This is a genomic window from Bacteriovorax sp. PP10, from assembly GCF_035013165.1.
GTDB lineage: Bacteria > Bdellovibrionota > Bacteriovoracia > Bacteriovoracales > Bacteriovoracaceae > Bacteriovorax > Bacteriovorax antarcticus.
The window spans coordinates 45738-69794 of record NZ_JAYGJQ010000003.1; the positions used below are offsets into that span (position 1 = coordinate 45738).

Consider the following 24057-nt stretch of genomic DNA (forward strand, 5'->3'; position numbering starts at 1 on the left):
TAGTTTAGCAAAAAATGCAGATTTACTGATCCCAGGACCTTAACTTATATTCCCAATGGGCCGATAAGCTTTTATGTTAAGAAAGTTTGTTTACTTGATCATTACCCTCGCACTCATTATAGGGGCCGGGTTTCTCGTTGTGATAGCTCCATATCACATCTATACCTTAACCCTTACTGAAGGGGTGAACACTCGTTTCCTGCAAATGGACCCGACTAAATCGGTTTTCTATGATGGTAAAATTGTCGATATAAAAAGGCCTAGCAGAATGGATGATGAAGGCCTTTATAAGACATTTCATTTTTATCATTTTGAACTGCCGATGCCGATGAACCATTTATTGTTTTCACTTATCCCAACCATCAAAATTGAATCGAGTGGCCCGCGTTTGGGTGCACGTTTTCAAAACGGTAAAAATGCTGAGCTCTTTAGTTTTATGCTGGAGAAGACTTATAAATTAGAAACCACTTCCGGTGATCAGAAACTTTTTATTCTGCCGATTTTTAAAAATTATATTTCAAGAAAATCCGGTGATGAAATCTGGGGTGATTTATTTCAAAAGCAACTTTCTCTTCCTTCAAATGAAGGCGAGAGCTTTTTTGAATCGCTTAAGACTCTTCGTAAAGTGAGTTACAAAGACCTGGTTTATAATCTTTATATTCTTTATAACCGCCGTTATGTTTTACCGAGCAACACTCAGGGATTTTCTTATTACAAAGAAAAAAACATGGGGATAGTAAAACTGCCAAGTGATGACCCAAAGATTTTAGTTGAAAGACTTTATATTACTCATGAAGGTCTGGTTTACCCTTTAGTGATCAGAACTCGGGCGTCAGATATTTCGGCCATGAATTTCAGGGCCAAGTTTATCAGAGAGATTCAATATAAGTCGACCAGCACAGACTCTGCGATCTCAATTTACGCCAGTTATAAGCAAATTCCTTATGGGCAGCGTATTGATCAGCAAGGGATGACATATCTTTATTCAGCGTGGTCTCACGACCCTGAGAATAAGGATTACATCCGAGTGATTATTCTCTTTTTAGAGCGTGGTAAATTAAACTTAAAATACCTGAAGCCTTTTTACGAATACGCTTACAAAAAATTTGGATCGAGCTTGTCGACGGCCAGCGGTTTTCTAAGTGAAACACCGGCCGAAACATTAAAGCGAAGAATTTCTGAGGATCTTGAAGCGGAAGTTAAAAAAGAGACCGAGAGAAAAGCGGCCAATTTCGAAGGGCAGTTTGGCTCTCCGGAAGATAAGATTAAATTCAATCTGCAAAAGGCCAAAGACAATAAGATTAATTCAGACGATAAAGAGAAAGCTCTCTCGATCGAATAATTATCTAAATTCCATTCCAACACCAATAAAGACCTGAGCACTAGTGATGCTTTTTATTCCATCAATCTCGTTATCGTTTAAATCTTTTAGTACTTCCAGATTGCTGACAGAGTATTTACGAAGACCAACTCCACCAAAGACATGGTATTTTGCTTGAGGGAAAAACATGATACGAGCGTTGAGCTGAGGACCCCAGACAAATCCCGACGGTTCATTTTCATAGTTATTGGCAATGTCGAATTCTGTATTCACGGATAAATCCAGCGAGCCATAAACATCGATAAAGAATAATGGATTTCTAATAGGCGTGAATCCGAAAACCGGACCGAACATAAAATAATTAAACTTCATGTCTGCCGTTGAAACTCCACTGTAGTCAAAGTTAGCGCCCCAAAAAAAGCGTGACTGAGGCTTGCGGTGAATGAATTGAAATTGGAATCCGCTGAAATTTGTAACTTCAGCATCCTGAATATTAACAAATGCATTTTTAACTTCGTCGCCAGCTCCATAAGTATGAAGGCTGAAAAAAACCGAGTTGTTTTCCGAAAGACGCTCTTCAGGCTTTTGAATGGTGATATCAAAATTGTGCTCTCTCGGGGCCCCACGTCTGGCATTGTACTCTTCATCGGCCGTGTCTTCGTAACGGATATCTTTGATTTCGATAAAGGCCAGGCGACCGTATATCACTGTCGGTACCAGGTCTCTGTTCATTCTTCTCGGGTTTCCAACAACAATTGCTTTGCCGTTAGCTATATACCCAAGTGGAGACAACATGTTTTCATCAGCATAAACCACTGCTTTTGGGCTTATAATCCTTGCAGTATAAGTCTTGCCGGCCAGATTCACTTTGCCGTATTCATTTATAACGGAATTGTCGGCCGCCATAGTGACGAATGATGAAAGAAGTCCTAATATGACCAGTATATTTTTAATTTTTCGCATTAAATAAATTGTAAGGGGTATTCCTTGAAATTTCCAGGCAAAAGAAAAACGAAACATTACTTCCCAGTCACTGATTCAGGTCGTATTCCTTTCGATCCGGATTTCTCAGAAAGAGGCTCAGTTTATATCGTTGGTCTGGATCAATTGATCGTTGATATCGAAGCTAACGTCACTTTCGAGTTCCTGGATAAATATAAAATCGCTAAAGGCGAGTCGATGGTCCTGGACGACGCAATAGTTGAAGAAATTTATCGAGAATTAAAAATCGAGAAGGCCATTGTTGGAGAGTATGCTGGTGGGGCCATTGGGAATACACTTCATAACTTCAGTGTTCTATCAGACTCTCGCTCAGTGGCTCTTGGTGCTATTTCAAAAAACATTTCTGTAGGTGACTACGCTTTCAAATATATCTGTACTACAAATTCATTCGTCGATTTCTCTTTTTTAAAACCAGTTGAAGGGCCGATGGGAAGAGCACTTTGCCTTCTGACTCCTGATCGTGAAAGATCGTTTTTAATTGGTAAAGGGATCATGAATGAGTTGTCTCCAGACTACATTCCAGAAGAAGTGATCAAGTCATCATCGCTTGTCTTAGTTTCTGCATATTCACTTCGTGATGAAAACTCTTCGATGTATAAAGCAAACTTAAAAGCTTGTGAGTACGCTAAGAAATACAATGTGCCAGTGGTTTTATCATTGGGAACAAGTTCACTTATTTCATCTAAGAGAGAATTCTTCATCGACTTCATTAAAGAAAATGTTTCATTGTGTGCGATGAACGAAGAAGAAGCTCAGGCACTTGTTGGAGAGACTGATCCATTACTAGCTTGTGAAAAAGTTCTTGAATACACAGACATGGTTTTATTAACTGTAGGCCCTCGTGGTTTATATGTTGCTGCTTACTCTGATGAAGACTTTAAACGTGAGACGAAAGATTTAATTCACTCGAAATCACTTCCTGAATACAACAAGTATGAATACTCGCGTGCGATTTTAAAAGCAGATGCGAAAGCACCTTTTAAAATTTACACTCACATTAATCCTTATATGGGTGGACCAGGGTTAATTAAAAATACGAATGGTGCAGGGGATGCTGCTTTGTCGGCGCTGTTGCATGATATCGCTTCGAATACTTATCACCGTCAGGTGAGTCCTAATTCGCCTAAGCATAACACTCGTTACTTAACGTATTCGTCGATTCATCAGGTGAGTAAGTATTGTAATAGAGCGAGCTTTGAGGTTTTAAAGCAGAATTCACCGAGGCTGATTAAGGGCCTTCCGAATCGTGAAGAGAGTTTGGAAGATGCTTACTGGGATAAGTAATTTATTCTTGAAGTGATTTTATTCGTTCACTAAAACGATCTGTTTTAGTGAGCGAGCGTCCCATGACCAAATAGTCTGAACCTTCATCAAACGCCTGCTCAGGATCCATCACTCTTTTTTGATCTTGGACTACATTCGAATCAATCTCATCTCTAAAACGAATTCCTGGTGTAACTGAAAGCAAATTCGGAAAATGCTTTTTCAGTAGCGAAACTTCCAGCGGAGAAGAGACAACTCCATCAATCCCAGAAATTGAGGCCACTTTAAACAATCTCAAGAAAGCTTCATCAGTATCTTCAATTCCAAATAGATCTTCTAAGTCTGTTGTTTCAAGGCTCGTTAAAAAACTCACTCCTAATAATTTACAATCAGGAATGCTCACTCTTGCTTCCGCGACAGCTGCTTTCAACATCGCCTCACCACCACTCAAGTGAACAGTTAAAAAATCTATCGGCAATCCCTTCAAAGAAGAAATCGCCTTAGCCACCGTCACCGGAATATCATGAAGCTTTAAATCCAGAAAAATCTTTTTCTTATAATCATTGTGAATACGATGAACTAATTCCGGCCCATGTTTTACAAAGAGCTCTAATCCAATTTTTACAAATGGGAGAGTGTTATCTTTTTGTTTTAAAAAGACATCAATCTCTTCAATAGACATTTGATCAAGGGCCACAATAATTCTATCTAAGCTCATTAGTGTTTCATTTCCTGTAGTGCAAGAGGGATGATTTCCATATCGTTCGTTCCAATCAATGCTTCAACCACGGCCTTGATATTCTCAGGGCGAGTAAAACATGGGATCGCGTATTGGATAGCAGAGTTTCTAATATGCTCTCCATCATTTTGCGACTGCCCTTGGTTTTGTGGAGTATTGAAAACCATTTTCATATTTTCATCTTTTAAGGCCTCAAGAATCGTTAACCCTTCTTCATCAAGTTTGTTAACCAGTTCACAAGGAATCCCTTGTTTTTTAATATAGTCACAAGTTCCAGATGTCGCGATAAACTTAAACCCAATTCTATGAAGGGACTTCAAGTATGGAAGAATCATTTCTTTCGTTTGGTCTGCAAGACTTAAAAGGATTTTTCCTTTCTTTGAAATATTCGGGTAGTTCCCTTGATAAGATTTTAAAATGGCCGCTTCTTTATCGCGGTCAATTCCCATCGTCTCACCAGTCGATCTCATTTTAGGCCCGAGTAAAATATTGTCCTGAATGAATCTGTCGAATGGGAAAGTCGATTGTTTTACCGAGAAGTAACCGGTAATTGGTTGCTCAAGGGCATCGATCTTATCTCCAAGCATCGCATCTGTGGCAATCTTTGGAAGAGAAATATTATAGGCCTTACTTAAGAACGGAAGAGTTCTCGATCCTCTTGGATTAGCTTCGATACAATAAATTTTTCCGTCTTTGATCGCGTACTGGAAGTTAATCGGTCCCACGATTCCCAATTCATTAGCTAGAGCAAATGAAATAGATTTTAGCTCATTAAAATTTTTCTGAGTTAAAACAACAGGAGGAGTGATCATTCCCGAGTCACCTGAGTGGACTCCGGCAAATTCGATATGCTCACAAACCGTAAAACAGAAGTTTCCAAATTGATCGCGGACTAAATCCACATCGTATTCAATTGCGTTTTCAAGATAGTTTTCAACCTGGAAAACTGTATTTGAGTTTTGCAGCTGATCTTTAAAAGCTTGTGGCAATTGGTTTAAGTCATCGTGTCCGTAGAAAATGTACATCGATTCACCACCGATAACATAACTTGGTCTGATGATAACAGGAAAGCCGATATCAACCATGGCATTCACTAATTCTTTGTGACCTGAAACTTCTCTTGCTTGAGTTTGAGATAATTGAGTTTTTCTTGTGATCTCGCTGAAGAGTTTTCTATCTTCAGTTAACTCTAAAACATTCCAAGTAGGTCCAAGGAAATTAATTTTGAAGAAGTCCTGACGGAAACTTCTTTCTAGATGCTCTCTTAATTGAATCCCTGTTTGACCTGAGAAAGAAGCGATAACACCAAAAGGTTTTTCGTTAATTAAGATATCGAATAAATCTTCAGAGTATAGTGGCGATAAATAAAGTCTGTTCGAGCTATCATAGTCAGTTGAAACCGTTTCAGGGTTTGAATTGATCATGATGGACTGAATACCTTTTTCTTTTAGTCTCTCGCAAGATTTTACACAAGAGTAGTCGAACTCAATTCCCTGGCCGATTCTATTTGGGCCTGATCCTAAAATCGCTACTGATTTCCCTTTTAGAGAAAGAGATTCAGCTTCGTTTTCTTCCGCATAAGTAGAGTAGAAGTAAGGAGTTTCAACTGGGAATTCTCCCGAGCAAGTATCAACGGCTTTATAAACTGGGAAGATGTTGTGCTTGAAGCGGTACTCTAAAATTTCTTTTTGAGATCTGTTCATCATGAAAGCTAGATGCTTATCAGAGAATCCAAGTTTTTTGTAATCAACAAATTCTTCGCGCTCCATGTTCATGTCTTTATGAGCATGAGAAGTAGCAACGTCGTGTTTTAATTTCTTTTCAGCTTCAACTAGTAAAATCATCTGGTCGATAAACCAGTGAGTGATTTTTGTAATGTCGAAGATCTCTTGTTTTGTCATTCCGAAGCGAAGAGCTTCAAGAACTGTTAGCAGAGAGAGTTCATTGGCCGTGCTTAGTCTCTTTACCAGATACTCGCGGTTTAATTCAACCGGTGCATTTTTTAATTGTGATAATGATGGAACTTCAAGTCCCATTTCCAGAGCGCGTAGTGCTTTTAAGAAAGCTTCATTAAAACTTCCACCAAGAGCTAAAACTTCTCCAACTGATCTCATCTGAGGTCCAAGAGTTTGAGAAGAACTTGGGAATTTATTGAAAGGGAATATTGGAATTTTTAAAGCAACGTAGTCCAGTGTTGGCTCGAATGCTACGGGAGATGCTTTCGTAATATCGTTTAAAATTTCTGAAAGAGTGTATCCAATAGAAAGAAGAGCTGAGATTTTCGCAATCGGGTAGCCGGTTGCTTTTGAAGCAAGGGCAGACGATCTTGAAACACGTGGGTTCATTTCAATAACAGTAATGTCATCTTCATTGTCTGGATTGATGGCGAACTGAACATTTGCTCCACCAGCGACAACTCCCATATGTTTGGCAATTGTCAGAGTCATTGTACGAAGCTGTTGCATACAACGATCACTGATCGTCATTGCTGGAGCAACCGTAATTGAATCTCCCGTATGCACACCACAAGGATCGACGTTTTCAATCGAACAGATGATGACACCGTTACGTTCACAGTCGACCATGACTTCAAGTTCAATCTCTTTTTGGCCAACAAGGGATTTCTCCATTGTTACCGGAAATTTGATATCTGAAGTAAAAACTTCTTTTAATTCTTTTGTATTATAAACAAGGGCCGCACCTTTTCCACCAAGAGCGAAATCGCGTCTGATGATAAGAGGGAATTCTACAAGATCTGTGGCCATTTTTAGAGCTTCAGCTTCGCTATTAGCTGTAAAACGTTTGCCTGTCTGGTATCCAAGCTTATCTAGTTCTTTTGCAAAAAGAGCACGGTCTTCAGTCTTTTTAATTGTATCAACGTTTGCTCCAAGTAGAGCTACGTTGTGTTCTTTTAAGAAGTTCTCTTCTTCTAGTTCAACACAAAGGTTAAGTGCAGTCTGCCCACCCATTGTTGATAAAACGGCATCGACTTTTTCTTTAATGATGATTTTTTTAATGGTCTCTTTAGTGATGGGCTCAATATAAGTGCGCGTACACATTTCAGGGTCAGTCATAATTGTCGCTGGGTTTGAATTCAGCAGGACAACATCAATTCCTTCTTCCTTAAGAGATTTTAGTGCTTGAGTTCCAGAGTAGTCGAACTCAGAGGCCTGACCAATTTTAATTGGGCCTGAGCCGATCAGAAGGATTCTCTTATAAGGAGTTTCTTTCTTAAGACGGTTTGAAAGTTTATTGAATGGGAAAAGTTTTTTTGTATCAATTGGAGCATGACTCTTTGATTTTAAAAACTCACGCACTTCCAGAAAGAATTCATGAGCATCATGAGGCCCTGGATTTGCTTCAGGGTGAAACTGCACTGATTTTAAAAAGTGATCAGAACTTGCGATCCCTTCAATCGAGTCATCGAATAAAGATGTGTGTTGAACGAAAAGCTCTTTTTTAAGAGAGTTCTCTACACGCATTTGGTGAAATGATTCTGTATCAATCGCATAACCATGGTTTTGAGACGTGATCACAATTTTATTAGTGATATGGTCGATAACCGGATGGTTGGCACCACGTTGTCCAAAAGGAAGTTTTAGGATTTTTATTCCTAAAGCTAAAGCAATCAGCTGGTGACCTAAGCAGATCGCGCGAACTGGAATGTTCAGAGTTAAAATATCTTTTACAACGGCAATTTCTTGCGTGAAGTTTCTTGGATCTCCAGGACCATTCGATAAGAAAATCAGTCTTGGATTATATTTTTTAATTGTATCGACAGTGGCATTGTGGGGAAGACTCACTAGTGGAACTTTTAGATCCATTAACTGAGTGATGATCGCTTCTTTAATCCCGTAGTTCATAAGAACGATTGGGTTTTCACCCGGGATATGAACGATGGCATCTTTTTGAGAAACTAGTGGAAGATCATCTGTTAGAAGACGAGCTTTATTGAAAGCTTCTTTATTCGGAGTTGTCGCACTAAATGTTAGAACAGATTTATGTGATGATGATTTTTTACTGGTTAAGTAACGAACCAGCTTTCTTGTATCCGCACCTGAAAAAAGTGGGATATCAATATTGTCTAAGAAGTCGTTGTGTGAAAAATTTCTGGCGATGAGGCAAGTCGCATGTGATTTTTTCGACTGCATGATTCTCTCATCTACAGCGTAATTTCCGATGTGAGCGTTGGTGAAGATAATATGCTGACCGAGAAAGGAAGGGTCAGTCATTGTTTCCTGATAACCGCTCATTCCTGTGGTGAAAGCTGCCTCTCCCCAAATTCCTGTTGTTAGTTCGGCATCAGTTTCATCTCTATTCACGTAACCTTTAAAAGACGTCCCGTCCTCAAAGTGAAGATAGGCCTTCGATTTTTTTAGTTTGAGATTAAAACTTCTCTCCATTAATTCTTCCAATGTTTGAATCGTTATTTAATAGCATGGCCTCAATAATGGCCATTCTCATAGGGATTGAATTTTCAACTTGCAGGTAGCCTTTATATAAAGACGATTTTATCAGTGCCTGGTCTAGTTCCACGCCAATATTGGCAGGGCCTGGATGCAGAACTGGTACAAGCTTATTTAATTTTTTTAATAGGTCTAAACTCACACCATTAGTTTCAAGGTAGTGGTCATCTGAATTATTTGAATCGGCGTGACGCTCTTTTTGAATTCTCAAAAGATAAATAAAGTCGCTTCTCTTAACGGTTTCATCTCTGTTTGTTGAAAGTTCAACATTAGGAGGCAAGGTCGAAGCGTCTGGTAAAAATTCTTTTGGGCCACTTAAAATAATTTTCATTCCATATTGTGGAAGAAGCTTCATTAAAGAATGGGCCACACGGGAGTGAATATTGTCGCCGATAATGGAAATGGTTTTTCCTTCTAGATCGGGAGACAATTCTAATAGCGTGAAGAGGTCTAAAAGGGCCTGAGAAGGGTGTTCATTCACACCGTCGCCACCATTAACTAACTTAATAGGAGGGGCGTCTTTAAACTGCGCTAATTGATTTGAGACACTCGATCTGAAAACGCAAAGGTTGACCCCTTGGTAAAAAAGAGTCAGGAATGTTTCTTCTAAGCTCTCGCCCTTTTTTAAACTTGATGTTTCTGCATTAAAGTCTAAATAAAGCCCGCCTAATCTTCTGATAGCAACAGCGAAAGAATGTTTAGTTCTAGTCGAGTTTTCTAAAAATGAAGTGGCAATGATGGGTTTGGGAGTCGTATTAAAAGGAGATAGCTGTGGATTGTTTTTGAAATGCTGGGAACGAGAGACAAGTACTTCGATCTGTTCTAGGGAAAGATCGTCGATACTTTCAAGTAATGAAGGAAATGAAGCCATTTTCTTCCTTGTTAAGTCTTGTTATGCTATTTTTTAAGCATAAAAAGTACTCGTTTTTTGGATTTGTAATAGTCTATATAAAGAATGAACCGTTTGAAAAGAATTTTGTGATGAAAAAAATTGATCCTAACAATCAGCTGCAAATCGAGTCATTATTAAATGAATGTAAGGGGAATCTCTTCGAATTCCTCGTTGCACAATCGCTTTCACGCCGCTTTAAGAAAGAAGACCTCTTTTTAATAAGCCTTCCTCGCGATTTTCGCGGGCGCTTACAGTTTTATGAAGAGACGATCCGCGAATTTGACTCAGATCTTCTTAAAAATCTTCCGATTCTGGCCAACAGTGTGGCCGAAAAATTAGAAAATCATCCACTTTTTAAAAATAAATCCCATTTCAGTTTTTCGGTAATCGGAAAGATGGTGGCGACTAATGATAACTCTGTCTGGAATGAAACAGATATCGTGGCGATCGAAGAATTAGAAGACGGAAGTTCTAAAAAATATTTTATCAGTTTAAAACTTACAAAAGATCACAGTTATACGAATACAAAAAGTGCCGGGATTAAAAGCTTCATTGAAAAGTATTTTACAACGCTAGGTCCGGAAGCGGCCGTCTTTCAGAAAAAATTGAACCTCGAAGTCGATGAATCATTTCATATGATGGGCCACAAGCTTTATACGATGATTGATCAGGAGTTTAAGGGGAGTTTCGATGCACGCTGGAGTCAGAGCTATACAGAGCTTCCAGGAGAGCTTCCTGATGAAATGAAAGAAGTGGTTTACCTAAACTATTCTCGCGTGGCCCAAAAGGTTCGTGAGTTCTTAGGTGCCCTTCATAAATCCGATCCACAAAAATTCTATCAATCTCTGCATGCACTTTGTGGATTTGGAAATCCTGATATTATTCAGGTTCATTGTTTCCACCAGAATGCGCAGTTAAAAGATATTTTAATTAAGGCCCATGGCGATCTTTTTAGTAATGACCCAGCTGAGATTGTGGTGAAAGAGCTAAACTCTGGAGCGAGTTCGTTCGATATAGCTTTTAAAAAGTTTGTCCTCCAGATTAGAGTGAAGCCAATGAATAAATTTACGACTGCAGCTTATAAAATCAACTGCTCGATAAAAATGAAAGGAGCAAGTGATGAATAAGGCCCTATTTCTCGACCGCGACGGAATATTAAATCTTGATAAGGGTTACGTTTATAAATGGGACGACCTGGTCTGGATGGAAGAGATTTTTGAAATCATTAAAATGGCCAATGACCGCGGATATAAAGTGATTATTCTTACAAACCAATCGGGGATTCACCGTGGGATGTATACGAGAGAAGATGTTCATTTACTTCACAAGCAAATGGAAGAGCATTTAACGAAAAAGGGTCTGCATATAGACGACTGGTTCTACTGTGCCGAAATGGACAGCATCGACCGCAAGCCTCGTCCGGGAATGCTTCTGTCCGCACAAAAAAAGCACAATATCGATCTGGAAAAATCATTTATGGTAGGCGATAAGGCCACTGATATTTTTGAAACTGATGGATCGTTCAAGAGACCTATGACTTTTTTAATTCGTGGTAACTACGACCTCACTCACCCCGATATTGGGTCGGGGGTAAAGGTTTTTGAAAATCATGCCGAAGTGTTGGAAGAATTAAAAAAGAGATTATGAAAAACCAAGAAACTTCATTCATTATGAATTTCACTTTGCCCATTGAGGCAAAGGAGCTTTTTACTTTTGTAGCAAGACCTGAAAATATGGTTTTATACACAGGATGTTTTCTTATTCCCGGAATTAAGAATGTTGTTTCAAGCGATAGCGTGAGAAAAGTCGGAACAATTGATGCAGTTTCTAATACTGATGGAAGTTCTCATGATGCTCGCACGGTGATTTTAGATTTTGGAAGTAGATACTCTCTTTATCTGGATAATTTCCAGATGATTGGATTTAAATCGAAGCTTGCGACTCCCATTATTGCCTTCAAAGAAGACTGGATTTTAACTCCTGACGGACAATCAACACACGTTAAAAGATCCATAGATATCGTCTACAAAAGAGGGCTCCTAAATACCCTGTTTGTGAAGTATTTTATCACCCCACAATTGTACTTTTCCTTCTTAAAACACCACCAGAATATCGTTAAAGCTTTCGCCTAATTCATCGACACTTTAATAGGGCCGTCAAAAGTTTAGACACTAAGGTCTTTCTAATCCCTGATTATCAAAAGGCCGTTTTTGGCACTCTTAATGCAATTACTTCCATGATTCAATAATCCTGGAGTAATCATGAAAGCAATGCTTTTAAGCTTCTTTTTAGTCAATTTAGCGTTTGGTTCTAACTCGTATGCTCATGACTTAAGTCTTAAGTATTCTAGTGCCGTTAAAGACGCTGATAAAAAGGTTATGGAAGTTGCCATGGAAGAAGTGGCAGAGTTATTACCAGCAAAACTAAAGGCCAATCTTCCAAAAAATATTGAAATCAAGATTGCAAAATTATCTGACCATAAAGTGATTCCAGATGAAGTGTGTGCGACAACAGATGCCCATACTAAGGATTCAATAGATGCATCTAAAGATAAGAAGAAACCTTTTATCTACGGTATGTACCAACAGATGGGAAATTCCCTGACAATCAATACAGCGGTTCTTTCTGAACTAGCTAAAGGAAAAGACAGTTCAAAGCGTATTAATTGCCAACATAAGTCTTTATATGAGCAGGCCATTGCGACAATTGTGCATGAGTTAACTCACGCTTACGATTTTAACAGTGGAAAAATTTCAAACTCAATGGAATTCATCAGACGTGCGGGATTTAAAAAAGGTTTAATGAAAGTAAAAAGCAAGAACATCCAGGCGATGAGATCTGCTGATGCTTACGAACTTGTAAATATCGCTGAATCATTTGCTGTTAACATGGAATACTTCACAATGGACCCGGAGTTCATGTGTAGAAAACCTTCAATGTTTGATTACTACAAACGTTTATTAGGCGTTGATCCATATCCAAATAGAAACTGTAAAGTAAGTAACACTATCATGCTGTCTTCTCAAGTTGGGTATGTTCCAACAGAACTTGACCCGAGAAGAGTTTATAGAATTGACTACCTTCTAGCTTCTGCTGGTAAAGGAATCATGAGTGGTTTCGGACACACAATGTTTAGAATTATCATCTGTGCTCCAGAGCGTTTCGATCCAATCACAAATAGAACAATCGCAGCAACTCCATTTGGACCAAAATGTCTTCAGGATAAATTGTTTCACATGGTAGTAAGTTATAGAGCGAACGTTGATGATGGAAAACTTGATTACTGGAAAGGATTAACTGGCGGGTACCCATCAATTCTATTCCTTTTGAACTTCAATGACGTTCTTGATGAGTATAACCGTGATGAATTAAGAGATATCATGTCTTATCCGCTTAACCTTTCAACACTAGAGCGTGAAGATTTCATCGCTAGAGTAAAAGAAGAACATTGGAACTATAGAGGAGCTTATAAGTTCATTAACAATAACTGTGCAGTAGAAAGTTATGACTTATTAAAATCAGCTCTTAATCGTAATGAACTAGAAATTAAATCGTCAGTCACTCCAAACGGTGTATTGGAAGATTTAGATGCGATCAATTTTGTCGACATGAACGACATGAAGAAAATGGAAATGTTTAAAGCAAAAACTGATCAGATCGTTCTTGCATACAATAAAGCTTATGGTTACAAATTAAAAAGTGATAAGGCGAATAAAGATGCAGTTTTAAAGTTTATTGATGAAAGTACGGCAGCACAAAGAATGGTGCGTTTTAATCAATTTCAAAAGACAAAAGTTCCTGAAAGCGATGCAAATACTGAGCTGACTCTTTTAAAAGATCGTTATGTGACGGCATCATCTTTCTCAGTAATGGAGCAACAAATTCTGAGAAGTCTGTCGCTTAAATATAGAAAAGCAGCAGCAGATATGTTTATGAACTCGAAAGATGAAAAAATAAAAGAGATGATTAAAGAAACAGGAGCAGCATTTGCTCAATCTTTCACAGATCTTTCAAAAAGTGGTTACGGAATTCCTCTTGAAGGAGAAATGGTAACGAAGCAAGAGCTGTCTGATAAAGTTTATCTTGCTTCAGAATCTCTTCTAAGGGCCGAGAAGTTTTTAAGAGAAACGATGCCTAATGAATTTGCGACACTTGATGGAATTGCTAAAAACATTAATGTTTATAATAAAGCTTCCTTAGCTGTAAGACTTGAGTACAGAAAAAAGTTAGAAGCCTATATTGACCAGGTACTAAGAAATCTTACTAAGGACGATTTCACTAGAGAAATTATGATTAATGCGGCCAACGGTGATGCCGAAAGTTTAAAGAAGGTGAGAGAGTTTATTGGGAAAGATATAGCTACTACAAACGAAATGCTTGATTCCAAATTAATCCGATTAATTAAACAACTTGTATAAATAAAAAATGCCCTCGAAAGAGGGCATTTTTATTTTCAACTAAACTTCATCGTCAAATCTTAAATGTTGATCCAAAGTCTTTGCCATTGGATGTGGCGAAAGAGTCGTGATGGGTACTTTGGAGAGGGCAGTTTACAATCTTTGTAAGTGCTTTTCCATTATCTGATTTGTCAGAGTCAGTAGTTTGCAAGTCGTTTATTCAAAGATATTAAAAACGGTCTGGAAGAAGTTTTTTGATTTCGTTAAAAAACTGACTTCACCTTTTTCTAATTGAGCAACGGCAACCGTTTCTCGCTCAGCATAGTCAAGTAATATGACAATAGTTTCCATTGTTGAAAGGGCACTATCTTGTGCTTTAAGGGCATTTATACGCTCCTGAAGCTCTTCTGTTGCATTCTTTGACGAAATATATTGTTTGCAGTCAGCAACCAGTTTAAGGGCCTTTGATTTTCTTTGGTATAGCAAAAAGGTCTCTGTTCTAGGGGCCAGTGTTAATAGCACATCTGTTGATGAGTTTGCTGCTGCTGAATTTTCATTTGATGAAACTTTCATTTCCGGACTCCTAAATTGTCTTATTCCGTTTCTTATATAATAAAAAAATTCAGATAGCACATCCTCTGAATTATTGGACCTGTTTATAAAATAATTTTGGAAGGTCTTTTACTTTTTAATCTGTACTGCTTGAAAAATTGCTTGGCGAAGTATAGCAGAAGATACTTTCTCAGGTGAGAAAAAGGCCATAAGCTAAGAAAACTTATCGTTGAGTTTTTTGATTGTTAGGTATACTTGTGTTTATGGAATTTAAGAGCAACACTTACTTCTTGAGATTGTGTAATTTGGATTTTCTTTTACCTGTATTGCATTATCATAAGAATAAATGAACTTAAAAAATAAATTATACAAATCTGTTATTTTCCTAATTCTTATCTTGTCGGCCAATACCGCTGTTTGCAGTTCTAATAATAAGAACTCAAAAAAAGTAAAAAATGGCTGGAGTGAAGCTTATGGAGGAGTGATCAAAAATTCCAAAGTGATCTGTTCAAAAAAATTGATTTTAGATGGATCGCTTAAAGATGGTATAAATTTCCCGAATAAGAAAAATCAGGTTATTTATTTGGATTGTGACAAATGGTCGGTGCATGAATACTTACCGTTATTAGGACGAACAGATACAAATTATGCTGTGACTTCAGAGATGGTTGGGAATTATAAGGCGAAGTTAAGAAGTAGGACTTCTTATTAACTATTCTTTGATGGGTCATTAGCTGATGAAAGATATTGTTGAAATTATAAATCAAGAATTAAGTAATAAATTAGAGAACAATCCAAAATATTCTTTGAGGGCCTATGCTAACTATTTAGGTATTTCTCCGGCCAGTCTCTCTCGAATTCTTTCTGGGCAAACAAAAGTTACTCCCAAAATTTTTAAAGTTATAGGCGACAAGTTAAACTTAGGCCCAAGTCAGATGACTCAAATGTTGAGTTCTCTGCAGCTTAAGAAGATTCAGGGGAATATTCGTAACGTCGAACACCGTGGCATGAGCGCCATAGAGATGGAGAAATTCAATTTAATCGCTGATTGGTACCATTACGCTATTTTGCACATGTGCTCTCTTGAGGATTTTAATAAAGACCCTAAATGGATTGCTAAGCGACTTGGCATAAAAGATGTGACTCTTATTAAACAAGCGATCACAAGACTCCTTGAAAATAAATTAATGGGAATAGATGAAGAGGATAATTACTATAGAGTAGATGAGTTCACGGCCATTTTGGATTATAGTTTTTCTTCAATTGCTATGAGAGAGAGGCAGAAACAAGTTCTTAAGCTAAGTGCAGAGAAGATAGATACAATTTCTATTCATAAACGCGATCACAGTACGATTACGATTCAGGTTGATGAAAAACTTTTACCTGAAATCAAAGATAGAATCAAAAAATTCAGAAGGACTCTAGGAAACTATATTGTAAAAAACAATCTAAGGCCTGAGCAAATCTACGAGCTGCAGATAAGCTTTTTTCCTTTGCTCGAAAACGAATAAATTAAATAGTAATGATAAATTCCGGCCCGTCTTTATGGTTGATTAGCTTAATTTCTCCTAAATGCCCCTCAATAATACTTTTGCAGAATGAAAGTCCTAGGCCGGAGTTAGACTGCTTTTCTTTAGAAGAAATAAATGGAGCAAAAATTTTGTTTTCAAATTCTTTTGGGATGGGGGAACCTGTATTTTTAAAACTAATTTCAAATTTTTTCCCAATATTTCGTGAGGTGATTTTAATTTTCTCGGATTTTTTATTGTATTTTGTCGATTGAGAAATAGACTCAATAGCATTAACTGTTAAGTTATTTAAAACCTGATATATTAAATCTTCATTGGCAAAAAATGGAATTGTACTGTTGTTAACGTATTCAAAATGAATATTATACAATTCAAAAAAATCACAAAAGTTTTTTTCTAATTCTTCATAAAGGCCTTTAACTTCAAAATGCTTAAAGCTATGAGCAAAAACTTCGGAGTTACTTAACATTAATTCAATATTCAAAATAATGTTATTTACTCTTTTTAAATCCTGATCCTGAATTGGAGAGGAATTTATTAAGCGATTAATTGGCTTTTTGATTTCATGAAAAACAAAAGAGGATTGTCTTCCAATATTGGCAAATCTCTCCTGCATTTCGTATAACGCCTGTTTTTTCTTCGTGACAACAAAAAATATGATACTTGAAAGAGCAAAAACAATATAAGTGGCCGCGAGCATATCTGGCTTAAAGCTCATGCCTTCTTTGATGTATTCGGGCTCTGAGGCCAGGAGAATCGCGTAATAGTTAGTGATGATTCCGGCAGTCATCAGCAGGATGTACACTTTTCTTGAGAAGTTAAAAAAAATACTAATACATAGATATAATTCCCAAAAACTGAAGCAGTAAGTGAAATGAATCATCGTCATTCCGTAAAAACCATAAACGAGCATCATGATCATGTCTAAAATTGGCCAGAAATTAATGGCCTTCTTAAAGTATGTTGCGACGATTGAGACAGCATATACGAAGACAGTCATGCCTTTTAGAGCGATGTATTGAGGAGTTATTAGCTGATTAAACTGGTAAAAATCCCAGTAGATGACAATAAATACTATAGAAAGTATGAAGCACTGAAGGATTAAATTATTGATTCCGTCACGGGCGCTTGGGCGTGGAATCCATCGTTCTTTTAGAATGTCGTTAATTTCACTTTGAATGAGATTCATAATTTTTTAATCACTGTTGATGTACAATTTTTTTTAAGCTTAATTTATACCTTTTAAACTGTAGAAATATAAATTAATATCACTGATTAATTCAGGATTTTTTATGCCAAGAATTCTTATCGTTGATGACAGCAAAAACCAATTAACTTATCTGGAAGGGATCCTTATGTCTGATTTTGACGTAAGCCTTGCAAGTAATGTGTTAAAGGCCCTAAAGTTCATTGAAACGATAAAGATTGATTTATTGATTTTAGATATTCATATGCCAGTCATTAGTGGAATTGATTTTCTAAGACAGTCCAAAGAGGTAGGAAGAGTCCTTCCAAAAACGATTATCTTTAGCGCTGATAATGATCTCAATACCAGAATTTCATCTTTGGAGTTAGGTGTTGTTGATTTTCTCAATACTCAAATGACTTCGAAAGAGATTTTTTTGCGTGTAAGAAACCAAGTGCAACATATTCAGGACAATATTATTTCTTATAAAAATATAAAAATGAATACCTCGACGATGGACATTTTTATAGCTGATAAGAAAGTTGATTTTACTCTTATCGAGTTTAAAATTTTTAGAGTTTTAATGGATTCGCCGGACGCATTGATTGAGCGAGAAGTCTTGATTGAAAAAGTCTGGGGCAATGATATTGTCGTTTTAAATAAAACATTAACCACTCATCTTGCGAATCTAAGGCCAAAAATTCTTTTTGGAGGAATTGATATAAAATCAGTTAAAAACGAAGGGGTTATGCTCAAGACGATTGAGTAGATCTTTTTATTTCGCTAAAATTATTTCTGCAGTTTTAATTAAAACATCTACCGATTCATCAATTGAAAGACTGTTATCTTTAGATTGAATGATGGCAATTTTCTCAGCAACAAGAACAGTGATTGATCCCGTTTGATTGTATTCTTGAATTTCATTTAAAATTTTTCGGGCCTCTATTTTTTGAACATCTGAAGTTGAAAAACTTGTTGCTTCAGATCCCACTGAAGTGATGGCCGTTGTAAAGAATATCTCTTCTGAGATTGAGGCCATCGTTTCTGAAGTTGCATCAAAGGCGAATGCCATATGGGTTATAGTTAGAAGTGCAGCAGTTAAAACTATTTTATTCATCTTTAATCCAGGATAAGAGCATTTAATTAAAGGCCTTTTAGCATAAGCAGGGCCAAAAAGAGACGAGAACCTGTAAAAATTATCGTTTACGAAGAATTTCAAAAATCTTACTCATCTTTTTGTGTCTTTTCTGCTATTTATTGCCCATGAACGACATTGCAAAAAAGCCGAGATGGCCACTCGTATTCAACATCATTGGGAAGATCATTCTGCTCATGTGGGTACTATTAGCTTTGTATGTTCTGCATTTGGTGTCGCCATTTTTGGGATCAATGTACTCCATTACTAAAATTCCTCAAACATATTTCGAAGTAAAAGTGAAAGACTCGAAGGCCACTTATAAACAAGTGACGACGATGCCTGGAGACTGGGTACCACTCAATAAAATTTCAAAGCGCCTGCGTGGTGCGATTATCTCCAGCGAAGATGGAAAGTTTTATACTCATCCTGGTTACGACATTGAAGAGCTTCAGGATGCCATTAACGATAGTGTCGTAAAGAAAAAGAAAAAAGTTCGTGGAGCTTCAACGATTACTCAACAATTGATAAAAAATCTTTATTTCCAATCGGATAGAAGTCTGTGGAGAAAATCGAAAGAGATGGCCCTGACTTTGTGGATTGAAGACAAAGTTGAAAAAGATAAAATTTTAGAAACCTATCTAAATGTTATTGAGTATGGCGATAATCTCTATGGGATCAAAGATGCGGCCAGGTATTATTTTAAGAAAGACCCCGCAAACTTAAACGCTCGTGAAAGTGCGTTCCTTGCGATGCTTCTGCCCAGCCCAAAACGATATGCCCAGTCATTCAGAAAGAAAGAATTAACTCCTTTTGCGACTAGAATTATCAATTCTATTCTTTTGAAAATGCAGCAAGGGGGATATATTGGAACTGAAGAGTACTACACAAGTCTAGACAGTCGTTTTTCGTGGGAGAAATATGTCGAACCCCAAACACCTGCCGAAGAGGCCAGTGAAATTGAAAGTTATGATCTCAGAGACCTTTGATCCCTGGTTTAACTTAGCAACTGAAGATTTTATATTCCGAGACATGGACCCTGAAACAAAAACGCTTTTCCTTTGGAGAAACGATAAAACTGTTGTTATCGGACGTTTTCAAAATCCTTGGACAGAATGCAATACTCAAAAAATGGAAGAAAATGGAATTAAGCTGGCCCGCAGACAAAGTGGTGGCGGCGCAGTCTTTCACGATTTAGGAAATACGAATTTTACCTTTCTATCTGATAAACTGACTTTTGATAAATCGGCCAACAATCAAATCATTACAAATGCTCTAGCGACTTTTGGTTTAAAGGCGACGCCTTCAGGGCGTAACGATATTTTAGTTGATACGGCCGAGGGCGAAAAGAAAATCTCCGGAAGTGCATTTAAAGAAACAAAAGACCGCTCGTTTCATCACGGGACACTTTTAATCAATGCAGATATGTCTCAATTGGGCCTTTATTTAAATCCTAATATTAAGAAGCTCCAGTCTAAAGGAATTACTTCTGTCAGAGCGAGAGTCGCGAATTTACAAGACTTAACTACGGAAATTAATCACGAACTTTTATGCGAAAGAATTATAGAATCCTTCTTTGATTTCTACGGAAGTACTTGTCCGATTGAAATCCTAGATCACGAGTTTTTAAAAACGATTCCGGCGCTTAATGAGCACTTCCAAAAAATGAGTGACTGGAACTGGCGCTTTGGTGAAGCCCCGCAATTTAACCACCAAATGACCGAGCGTTTTGATTGGGGAATGATGGAAGTTCACCTTGATGTGCATAAAGCTGTTGTAGAAAAAGCACAGATTTTTTCTGATTCACTTCATCCTGAAATGATTGAACAACTTATGGCCTCTTTAACCAAGATTTCTTATACTAGGGATGCTTTCCAGAGTGCAATTCAAAAAGTGGCCTTAGATCTGCCGATGATTAAGGATTACCTCAATGAGTTTCAAGAATGGATAACAAAAGAAATTAGCTAATTCACCCTTACCAAAAAAAATAAAATTTTATGAGAAACACGAAGTTTCATGACCACGCACTTTTCATCTGGAAGTCTTTTCTAAAAGACCGTTGGCTCACTTACTCATGGGGAGCATTCGCTGTTCTTCTGACTAACCTGATGCAAATTCTTGCACCAAAAAATATCGGATGGATCGTTGATTTTTTTGCCAAGAAACCTGTTCCGGAAATTCTGACGGGGAAAACTGATAAAGAAACATTTCTTTACCTCTTCATTGTTTTAGCAGCTTCAAGAATTCTCATTAATATCTTCCGCTTTATGTGGAGGATTACTCTTGGACGCCAGACTCACTATGCGGCCGCTGATTTAAGGCGAGATGTATGGGAGCATGTACGCTTCTTTAAAAAAGAAGACCTGGATCGTAAATTTACGAAAGGTGTACTCATGAGTGCATCGGCCTCAGACACTCTGAGTGCGCGTTTTATTTTTGGATTCACTTTAGTGGCCGTATTCGACGTGGCCTTCTTGGGATTATTTACTTTCATCACCATGGCCAATATTCATATACCAATGGCCTTAATGTCATTCGTGGTTTTATTGTTCGTTCCAATCTTTGTTAGAAAACTCTCTAAAAGAGAAGTTGAACAGTATCGAAAGATTCAAGATACACTTTCTCACTTTAACGACTTATCTTCTCAGGCCGTATCAACAATTAAGCTTCAGCGCTTAACTCAGACTGGCCCATTTTGGGAACGCCGTTTAATGAACGTTGCTGACACTCATCGTGGTCAGAGACTAACTGGAATCGGTATTTCTCTTCTTTATATTCCAGTGATGGGCGTGGCCGCGATTATTTCTTATGTCGTGCTTTTTGTGATGGGGATTTATTTTACCTTCAACGGTAAAATGAGTGTCGGTGAATTTATCTCGATGCAAGGATTAATGTTTCTTCTGCATGATCCATTAATGTCATTAGGATTTATCATTTCAGAATGGAAAAAAGGCTTCACGGCCCTTGAGCGTCTTTCTGAAATTTATGAACATGAAAAAGAGCAGTTCCTTTTAAGAAAAGGGGATCCGATTGTTGAGAAGTCAGAAGAAGCAGTTTTAGATGTAAAGAATTTAAGTTTTACATTTAAAGAGTCATTGCCTCTATTTCAAAATCTAAGTTTCAAACTTAAAAAAGGTGAGCGCCTTGGCATTACCGGCCCTATTGGATCGGGGAAAACGACTTTAGTTTCCATCCTAACTGGCCTTGAAAGACATAATGGTGGAGAGGTTAATTTCTTTGGAAGACCTTTTTCAGATTACACTCATCACGATCTAAGAAACTACATCGGACATGTTCATCAAAAAGCATTCCTGTTTGCTGACTCTATTAAAGTCAACGTGACAATGGATAGAGAGATGAATGATGAAGAAGTTTGGAAATACCTCGATCTGGCAGGTCTTAAAGAAGACGTAGAAGGTTTTCCCAATAAACTCGAAACTCAGTTAGGCGAGTGGGGGATCAACCTCTCAGGTGGGCAGAAACAACGCCTGACTCTGGCGCGCGCACTGGCACGCAAACCTCAACTTTTATTTTTAGATGACTGCTTAAGTGCGGTGGACACTATCACTGAAGAGCGCATCTTAAAAAATCTTGATCAGCATTTAAAAGATGTTACGTTGGTATGGGTGGCCCATAGAAAGTCGACTTTGAAATACTGTAATCACACGTTTGAACTTAGGACACAAAACTAATGGTCAAAAAATTTAAATCTATATTCAAAAAGAAAAACGCGAATCGCATACTGCCGGACCAGATGTATTTGCATCAGACAGCTTATTTGATGGCCGATGATCAGGATGAATCGATGACAGGCGAAAAAGGGATGGCCGATACCCGCTCGCTTAAAATTCTTTATTCATACGCAAGACCTTTTCGCTTACAGATTCTATTTGCCCTCTCTTTAATTTTTATCAGTTCAATTCTCGCGATCTACTCATCAAAGTTAATGGGGGATCTGTTAGAGAAAGGACTTATGATTCGTGACATGCGCATGTCGATCATTTATTCGGTGGCGATTGTCTTACTTGAAATCGGAAGTATCTTTTTTATCTGGACTGGAAGAAAGAGACTTGCCGTCTCTGCTTCTCAGGTTATTTTCAATGTGAGAAAAAGTCTTTTTTCTAAACTGCAAGACCTTCCCATGCAGTATTATGACCGCCAACCTCAGGGGCGAATCGTCACTCGTGTCACTCACGACGTTGAAGGAATTGAAGAATTTTTCACATCGAGTTTAGGGAATTTAATTTCTGCTTCGATGATGACAATGCTTGCGGTTGCCGCGATGATTATTTCCAATTTTAAGCTTGGGACTGTCATGACGTTATCAATTATTCCGTCATTGATTCTTATTTTAAAAACGAAAGACTTTTTAAGAAATTCTAACCGTCGCGTTTCAAAATTTTCTTCGGCCATCAATGCAAAACTCTCTGAGTACTTAAATGGTATGGAGACGATTAGAAGTTACGGCCTGGAAAAATGGTCGATGACGAAATACGCTCATACATGTGATGACTATTTATTTGCTCAGTTAAAAGGGAACATGTTGTTTGCATGGAGTATGCCTCTGGTGTCTTTCTGCGCGACGATTCCTTTGATCGGATTAGTCTGGTACGGAGGACACGGCGTTTTGACTGGTGTTTATTCAGTTGGTCTCTTCGTGTCGTTTGTTCGCTACTACGAAAGATTTTTTAACCCGATGATGCTTTTATCCCGCGAAATCCACGTTGTTCAACAAGCTTTTACCAGCACTGAGCGCGTGATGAGTTTTTTAAACGAGCCGGGGGAAGACGCTGTTTTAAAGAATAACGGTAAAATGATTACGACTAGTCTTGATGGTGACATCAAGTTTGAAAACGTGTTCATGCAATATGGAGAAGGTGATTGGGTTCTAAAAGATCTGAACTTCCATATTAAAGCTGGTGAGAAAATTGGGCTTGTAGGGAAGACTGGTTGTGGAAAAAGTTCAACTGTCGCTCTTCTGTCTCGTTTATATGAATACCAAAGCGGTGAAGTTTTAATTGATGACATACCTATTCGAAATTTTGACCGCCATAATCTTCGAGATAAAATTGGCTTCGTTTCACAAGATGCGATTATCTTCAAAGGCTCTTTGAGAGAGAACCTTTCATGTGAGGAAGCACAAACTGACCAGTACTTAATTGATGCCGCTAAGACCACAGGCCTTGTCAAAGCGCTGGCCAAAGAAGGCTTCAATCTTGATATGGATATTTTAGAAAGTGGGACCAACCTTAGTGTCGGGCAACGCCAACTAGTAAGTCTTACCCGCGTTCTTTTAAAGAACCCGTCGATTCTCATTCTCGATGAGGCCACGGCCAATATCGACCCACATTACGAAGAAATCATTCATGAGGCCGTCATGAAAATGATGGATGGAAGAACGTGCCTGATGATTGCTCACAGGCTGGAGACACTTAAGCAGTGTGACCGCATCCTGGTTTTCAATCAGGGGGCCTTGGTGGAAGAAGGGCCATTATCTGAGCTGCTTTCTCAGGGAAATTACTTTTACAAGCTCCATCACGCTCAAGCAGTTCACTAGGTATCATTTTTTTTGATC

At 37.9% G+C, this 24057-nt stretch carries 20 protein-coding genes; 13 read left to right on the top strand and 7 right to left on the bottom strand.

What is annotated here, in order from left to right:
- Nucleotides 1-73 precede the first annotated feature (73 nt).
- Nucleotides 74-1342: a hypothetical protein gene (locus SHI21_RS17990; protein ID WP_323578405.1), complete on the top strand. Its 1269-nt coding sequence runs from the start codon at nucleotides 74-76 to the stop codon at nucleotides 1340-1342.
- Here the strand turns inward: SHI21_RS17990 and SHI21_RS17995 are convergent, their stop codons facing one another.
- Entirely contained in the window at nucleotides 1343-2284 is a 942-nt protein-coding gene (locus tag SHI21_RS17995) for a hypothetical protein (RefSeq protein ID WP_323578406.1), read from the bottom strand.
- 24 nt (nucleotides 2285-2308) lie between these two features.
- Here SHI21_RS17995 and SHI21_RS18000 point away from each other — a divergent pair, with 24 nt between their 5' ends.
- Nucleotides 2309-3607 carry an inosine/guanosine kinase gene (locus tag SHI21_RS18000; RefSeq protein WP_323578408.1) on the top strand — a complete coding sequence of 433 codons (1299 nt, stop codon included), beginning with the start codon at nucleotides 2309-2311 and terminating at the stop codon, nucleotides 3605-3607.
- 1 nt (nucleotide 3608) lies between these two features.
- Here the strand turns inward: SHI21_RS18000 and pyrF are convergent, their stop codons facing one another.
- From pyrF to SHI21_RS18015, 3 genes are read right to left on the bottom strand one after another with little or no spacing between them, the layout of a single operon-like run.
- Nucleotides 3609-4304 (bottom strand): orotidine-5'-phosphate decarboxylase, encoded by a 696-nt coding sequence (gene pyrF, locus SHI21_RS18005; protein ID WP_323578409.1) that lies wholly within the window; start codon nucleotides 4302-4304, stop codon nucleotides 3609-3611.
- Entirely contained in the window at nucleotides 4304-8728 is a 4425-nt protein-coding gene (gene carB, locus SHI21_RS18010) for a carbamoyl-phosphate synthase large subunit (protein ID WP_323578411.1), read from the bottom strand. Before carB ends, pyrF begins: the two co-directional genes overlap by 1 nt.
- A complete protein-coding gene (locus SHI21_RS18015; protein WP_323578413.1) occupies nucleotides 8712-9662 on the bottom strand; it encodes an aspartate/ornithine carbamoyltransferase family protein in 951 nt (316 codons plus the stop codon). Before SHI21_RS18015 ends, carB begins: the two co-directional genes overlap by 17 nt.
- A 110-nt stretch (nucleotides 9663-9772) precedes the next feature.
- Here SHI21_RS18015 and SHI21_RS18020 point away from each other — a divergent pair, with 110 nt between their 5' ends.
- From SHI21_RS18020 to SHI21_RS18035, 4 genes are all read left to right on the top strand, one after another.
- Nucleotides 9773-10810, top strand: coding sequence for a hypothetical protein (locus tag SHI21_RS18020; RefSeq protein WP_323578414.1), 1038 nt, complete (start codon nucleotides 9773-9775; stop codon nucleotides 10808-10810).
- Nucleotides 10803-11330, top strand: coding sequence for a D-glycero-alpha-D-manno-heptose-1,7-bisphosphate 7-phosphatase (locus SHI21_RS18025; protein ID WP_323578415.1), 528 nt, complete (start codon nucleotides 10803-10805; stop codon nucleotides 11328-11330). Before SHI21_RS18020 ends, SHI21_RS18025 begins: the two co-directional genes overlap by 8 nt.
- Entirely contained in the window at nucleotides 11327-11815 is a 489-nt protein-coding gene (locus SHI21_RS18030) for a hypothetical protein (RefSeq protein WP_323578416.1), read from the top strand. Before SHI21_RS18025 ends, SHI21_RS18030 begins: the two co-directional genes overlap by 4 nt.
- A gap of 129 nt (nucleotides 11816-11944) precedes the next feature.
- The gene (locus SHI21_RS18035) at nucleotides 11945-14101 is read left to right on the top strand and encodes a DUF7844 domain-containing protein (RefSeq protein ID WP_323578417.1); all 2157 of its coding nucleotides are present in this window, start codon (nucleotides 11945-11947) and stop codon (nucleotides 14099-14101) included.
- A 195-nt stretch (nucleotides 14102-14296) separates the two neighbouring features.
- Here SHI21_RS18035 and SHI21_RS18040 read toward each other — a convergent pair whose 3' ends face one another.
- On the bottom strand, nucleotides 14297-14653 hold the full coding sequence (locus tag SHI21_RS18040) for a hypothetical protein (RefSeq protein ID WP_323578419.1): 357 nt from the start codon (nucleotides 14651-14653) through the stop codon (nucleotides 14297-14299).
- 325 nt (nucleotides 14654-14978) lie between these two features.
- Here SHI21_RS18040 and SHI21_RS18045 point away from each other — a divergent pair, with 325 nt between their 5' ends.
- Together SHI21_RS18045 and SHI21_RS18050 are read left to right on the top strand one after the other, a co-directional pair.
- Nucleotides 14979-15344, top strand: a complete 366-nt coding sequence (locus tag SHI21_RS18045) for a hypothetical protein (protein WP_323578420.1) — start codon at nucleotides 14979-14981, stop codon at nucleotides 15342-15344.
- 25 nt (nucleotides 15345-15369) lie between these two features.
- A complete protein-coding gene (locus tag SHI21_RS18050; protein ID WP_323578421.1) occupies nucleotides 15370-16143 on the top strand; it encodes a TIGR02147 family protein in 774 nt (257 codons plus the stop codon).
- A 1-nt stretch (nucleotide 16144) separates the two neighbouring features.
- Here SHI21_RS18050 and SHI21_RS18055 read toward each other — a convergent pair whose 3' ends face one another.
- Complete coding sequence (locus SHI21_RS18055) at nucleotides 16145-17350, bottom strand: sensor histidine kinase (RefSeq protein ID WP_323578422.1); 1206 nt, start codon at nucleotides 17348-17350, stop codon at nucleotides 16145-16147.
- Between the two features lie 103 nt (nucleotides 17351-17453).
- Here SHI21_RS18055 and SHI21_RS18060 point away from each other — a divergent pair, with 103 nt between their 5' ends.
- Nucleotides 17454-18116: a response regulator transcription factor gene (locus SHI21_RS18060; RefSeq protein WP_323578423.1), complete on the top strand. Its 663-nt coding sequence runs from the start codon at nucleotides 17454-17456 to the stop codon at nucleotides 18114-18116.
- A gap of 6 nt (nucleotides 18117-18122) precedes the next feature.
- On the opposite strand, the gene SHI21_RS18065 is transcribed toward SHI21_RS18060, so the two are convergent.
- Entirely contained in the window at nucleotides 18123-18464 is a 342-nt protein-coding gene (locus tag SHI21_RS18065; protein WP_323578425.1) for a hypothetical protein, read from the bottom strand.
- A gap of 146 nt (nucleotides 18465-18610) precedes the next feature.
- Here SHI21_RS18065 and mtgA point away from each other — a divergent pair, with 146 nt between their 5' ends.
- Genes mtgA through SHI21_RS18085 form a run of 4 tightly spaced genes read left to right on the top strand, consistent with a single transcriptional unit; the run spans nucleotide 18611 to nucleotide 24039 of the window.
- Entirely contained in the window at nucleotides 18611-19471 is an 861-nt protein-coding gene (gene mtgA / locus SHI21_RS18070) for a monofunctional biosynthetic peptidoglycan transglycosylase (RefSeq protein WP_323578427.1), read from the top strand.
- Nucleotides 19404-20450, top strand: coding sequence for a lipoate--protein ligase (locus tag SHI21_RS18075; protein WP_410198833.1), 1047 nt, complete (start codon nucleotides 19404-19406; stop codon nucleotides 20448-20450). The genes mtgA and SHI21_RS18075 overlap by 68 nt, the downstream gene beginning before the upstream one ends.
- A 29-nt stretch (nucleotides 20451-20479) precedes the next feature.
- Nucleotides 20480-22174, top strand: coding sequence for an ABC transporter ATP-binding protein (locus SHI21_RS18080; protein ID WP_323578431.1), 1695 nt, complete (start codon nucleotides 20480-20482; stop codon nucleotides 22172-22174).
- Nucleotides 22174-24039, top strand: coding sequence for an ABC transporter ATP-binding protein (locus SHI21_RS18085; protein ID WP_323578432.1), 1866 nt, complete (start codon nucleotides 22174-22176; stop codon nucleotides 24037-24039). Before SHI21_RS18080 ends, SHI21_RS18085 begins: the two co-directional genes overlap by 1 nt.
- The last annotated feature ends 18 nt before the right edge of the window (nucleotides 24040-24057 follow it).

Excerpts from the sequence above, each read along its gene's own strand:
- SHI21_RS17990 (WP_323578405.1), top strand. The coding sequence starts at position 74 with ATGTTAAGAAAGTTTGTTTACTTGATCATTACCCTCGCACTCATTATA.
- SHI21_RS17995 (WP_323578406.1), bottom strand. The coding sequence starts at position 2,284 with ATGCGAAAAATTAAAAATATACTGGTCATATTAGGACTTCTTTCATCA.
- pyrF (WP_323578409.1), bottom strand. The coding sequence starts at position 4,304 with ATGAGCTTAGATAGAATTATTGTGGCCCTTGATCAAATGTCTATTGAA.
- carB (WP_323578411.1), bottom strand. The coding sequence starts at position 8,728 with ATGGAGAGAAGTTTTAATCTCAAACTAAAAAAATCGAAGGCCTATCTT.
- SHI21_RS18015 (WP_323578413.1), bottom strand. The coding sequence starts at position 9,662 with ATGGCTTCATTTCCTTCATTACTTGAAAGTATCGACGATCTTTCCCTA.
- SHI21_RS18020 (WP_323578414.1), top strand. The coding sequence starts at position 9,773 with ATGAAAAAAATTGATCCTAACAATCAGCTGCAAATCGAGTCATTATTA.
- SHI21_RS18025 (WP_323578415.1), top strand. The coding sequence starts at position 10,803 with ATGAATAAGGCCCTATTTCTCGACCGCGACGGAATATTAAATCTTGAT.
- SHI21_RS18030 (WP_323578416.1), top strand. The coding sequence starts at position 11,327 with ATGAAAAACCAAGAAACTTCATTCATTATGAATTTCACTTTGCCCATT.
- SHI21_RS18035 (WP_323578417.1), top strand. The coding sequence starts at position 11,945 with ATGAAAGCAATGCTTTTAAGCTTCTTTTTAGTCAATTTAGCGTTTGGT.
- SHI21_RS18040 (WP_323578419.1), bottom strand. The coding sequence starts at position 14,653 with ATGAAAGTTTCATCAAATGAAAATTCAGCAGCAGCAAACTCATCAACA.
- SHI21_RS18045 (WP_323578420.1), top strand. The coding sequence starts at position 14,979 with ATGAACTTAAAAAATAAATTATACAAATCTGTTATTTTCCTAATTCTT.
- SHI21_RS18050 (WP_323578421.1), top strand. The coding sequence starts at position 15,370 with ATGAAAGATATTGTTGAAATTATAAATCAAGAATTAAGTAATAAATTA.
- SHI21_RS18055 (WP_323578422.1), bottom strand. The coding sequence starts at position 17,350 with ATGAATCTCATTCAAAGTGAAATTAACGACATTCTAAAAGAACGATGG.
- SHI21_RS18060 (WP_323578423.1), top strand. The coding sequence starts at position 17,454 with ATGCCAAGAATTCTTATCGTTGATGACAGCAAAAACCAATTAACTTAT.
- SHI21_RS18065 (WP_323578425.1), bottom strand. The coding sequence starts at position 18,464 with ATGAATAAAATAGTTTTAACTGCTGCACTTCTAACTATAACCCATATG.
- mtgA (WP_323578427.1), top strand. The coding sequence starts at position 18,611 with ATGAACGACATTGCAAAAAAGCCGAGATGGCCACTCGTATTCAACATC.
- SHI21_RS18075 (WP_410198833.1), top strand. The coding sequence starts at position 19,404 with ATGTCGAACCCCAAACACCTGCCGAAGAGGCCAGTGAAATTGAAAGTT.
- SHI21_RS18080 (WP_323578431.1), top strand. The coding sequence starts at position 20,480 with ATGAGAAACACGAAGTTTCATGACCACGCACTTTTCATCTGGAAGTCT.
- SHI21_RS18085 (WP_323578432.1), top strand. The coding sequence starts at position 22,174 with ATGGTCAAAAAATTTAAATCTATATTCAAAAAGAAAAACGCGAATCGC.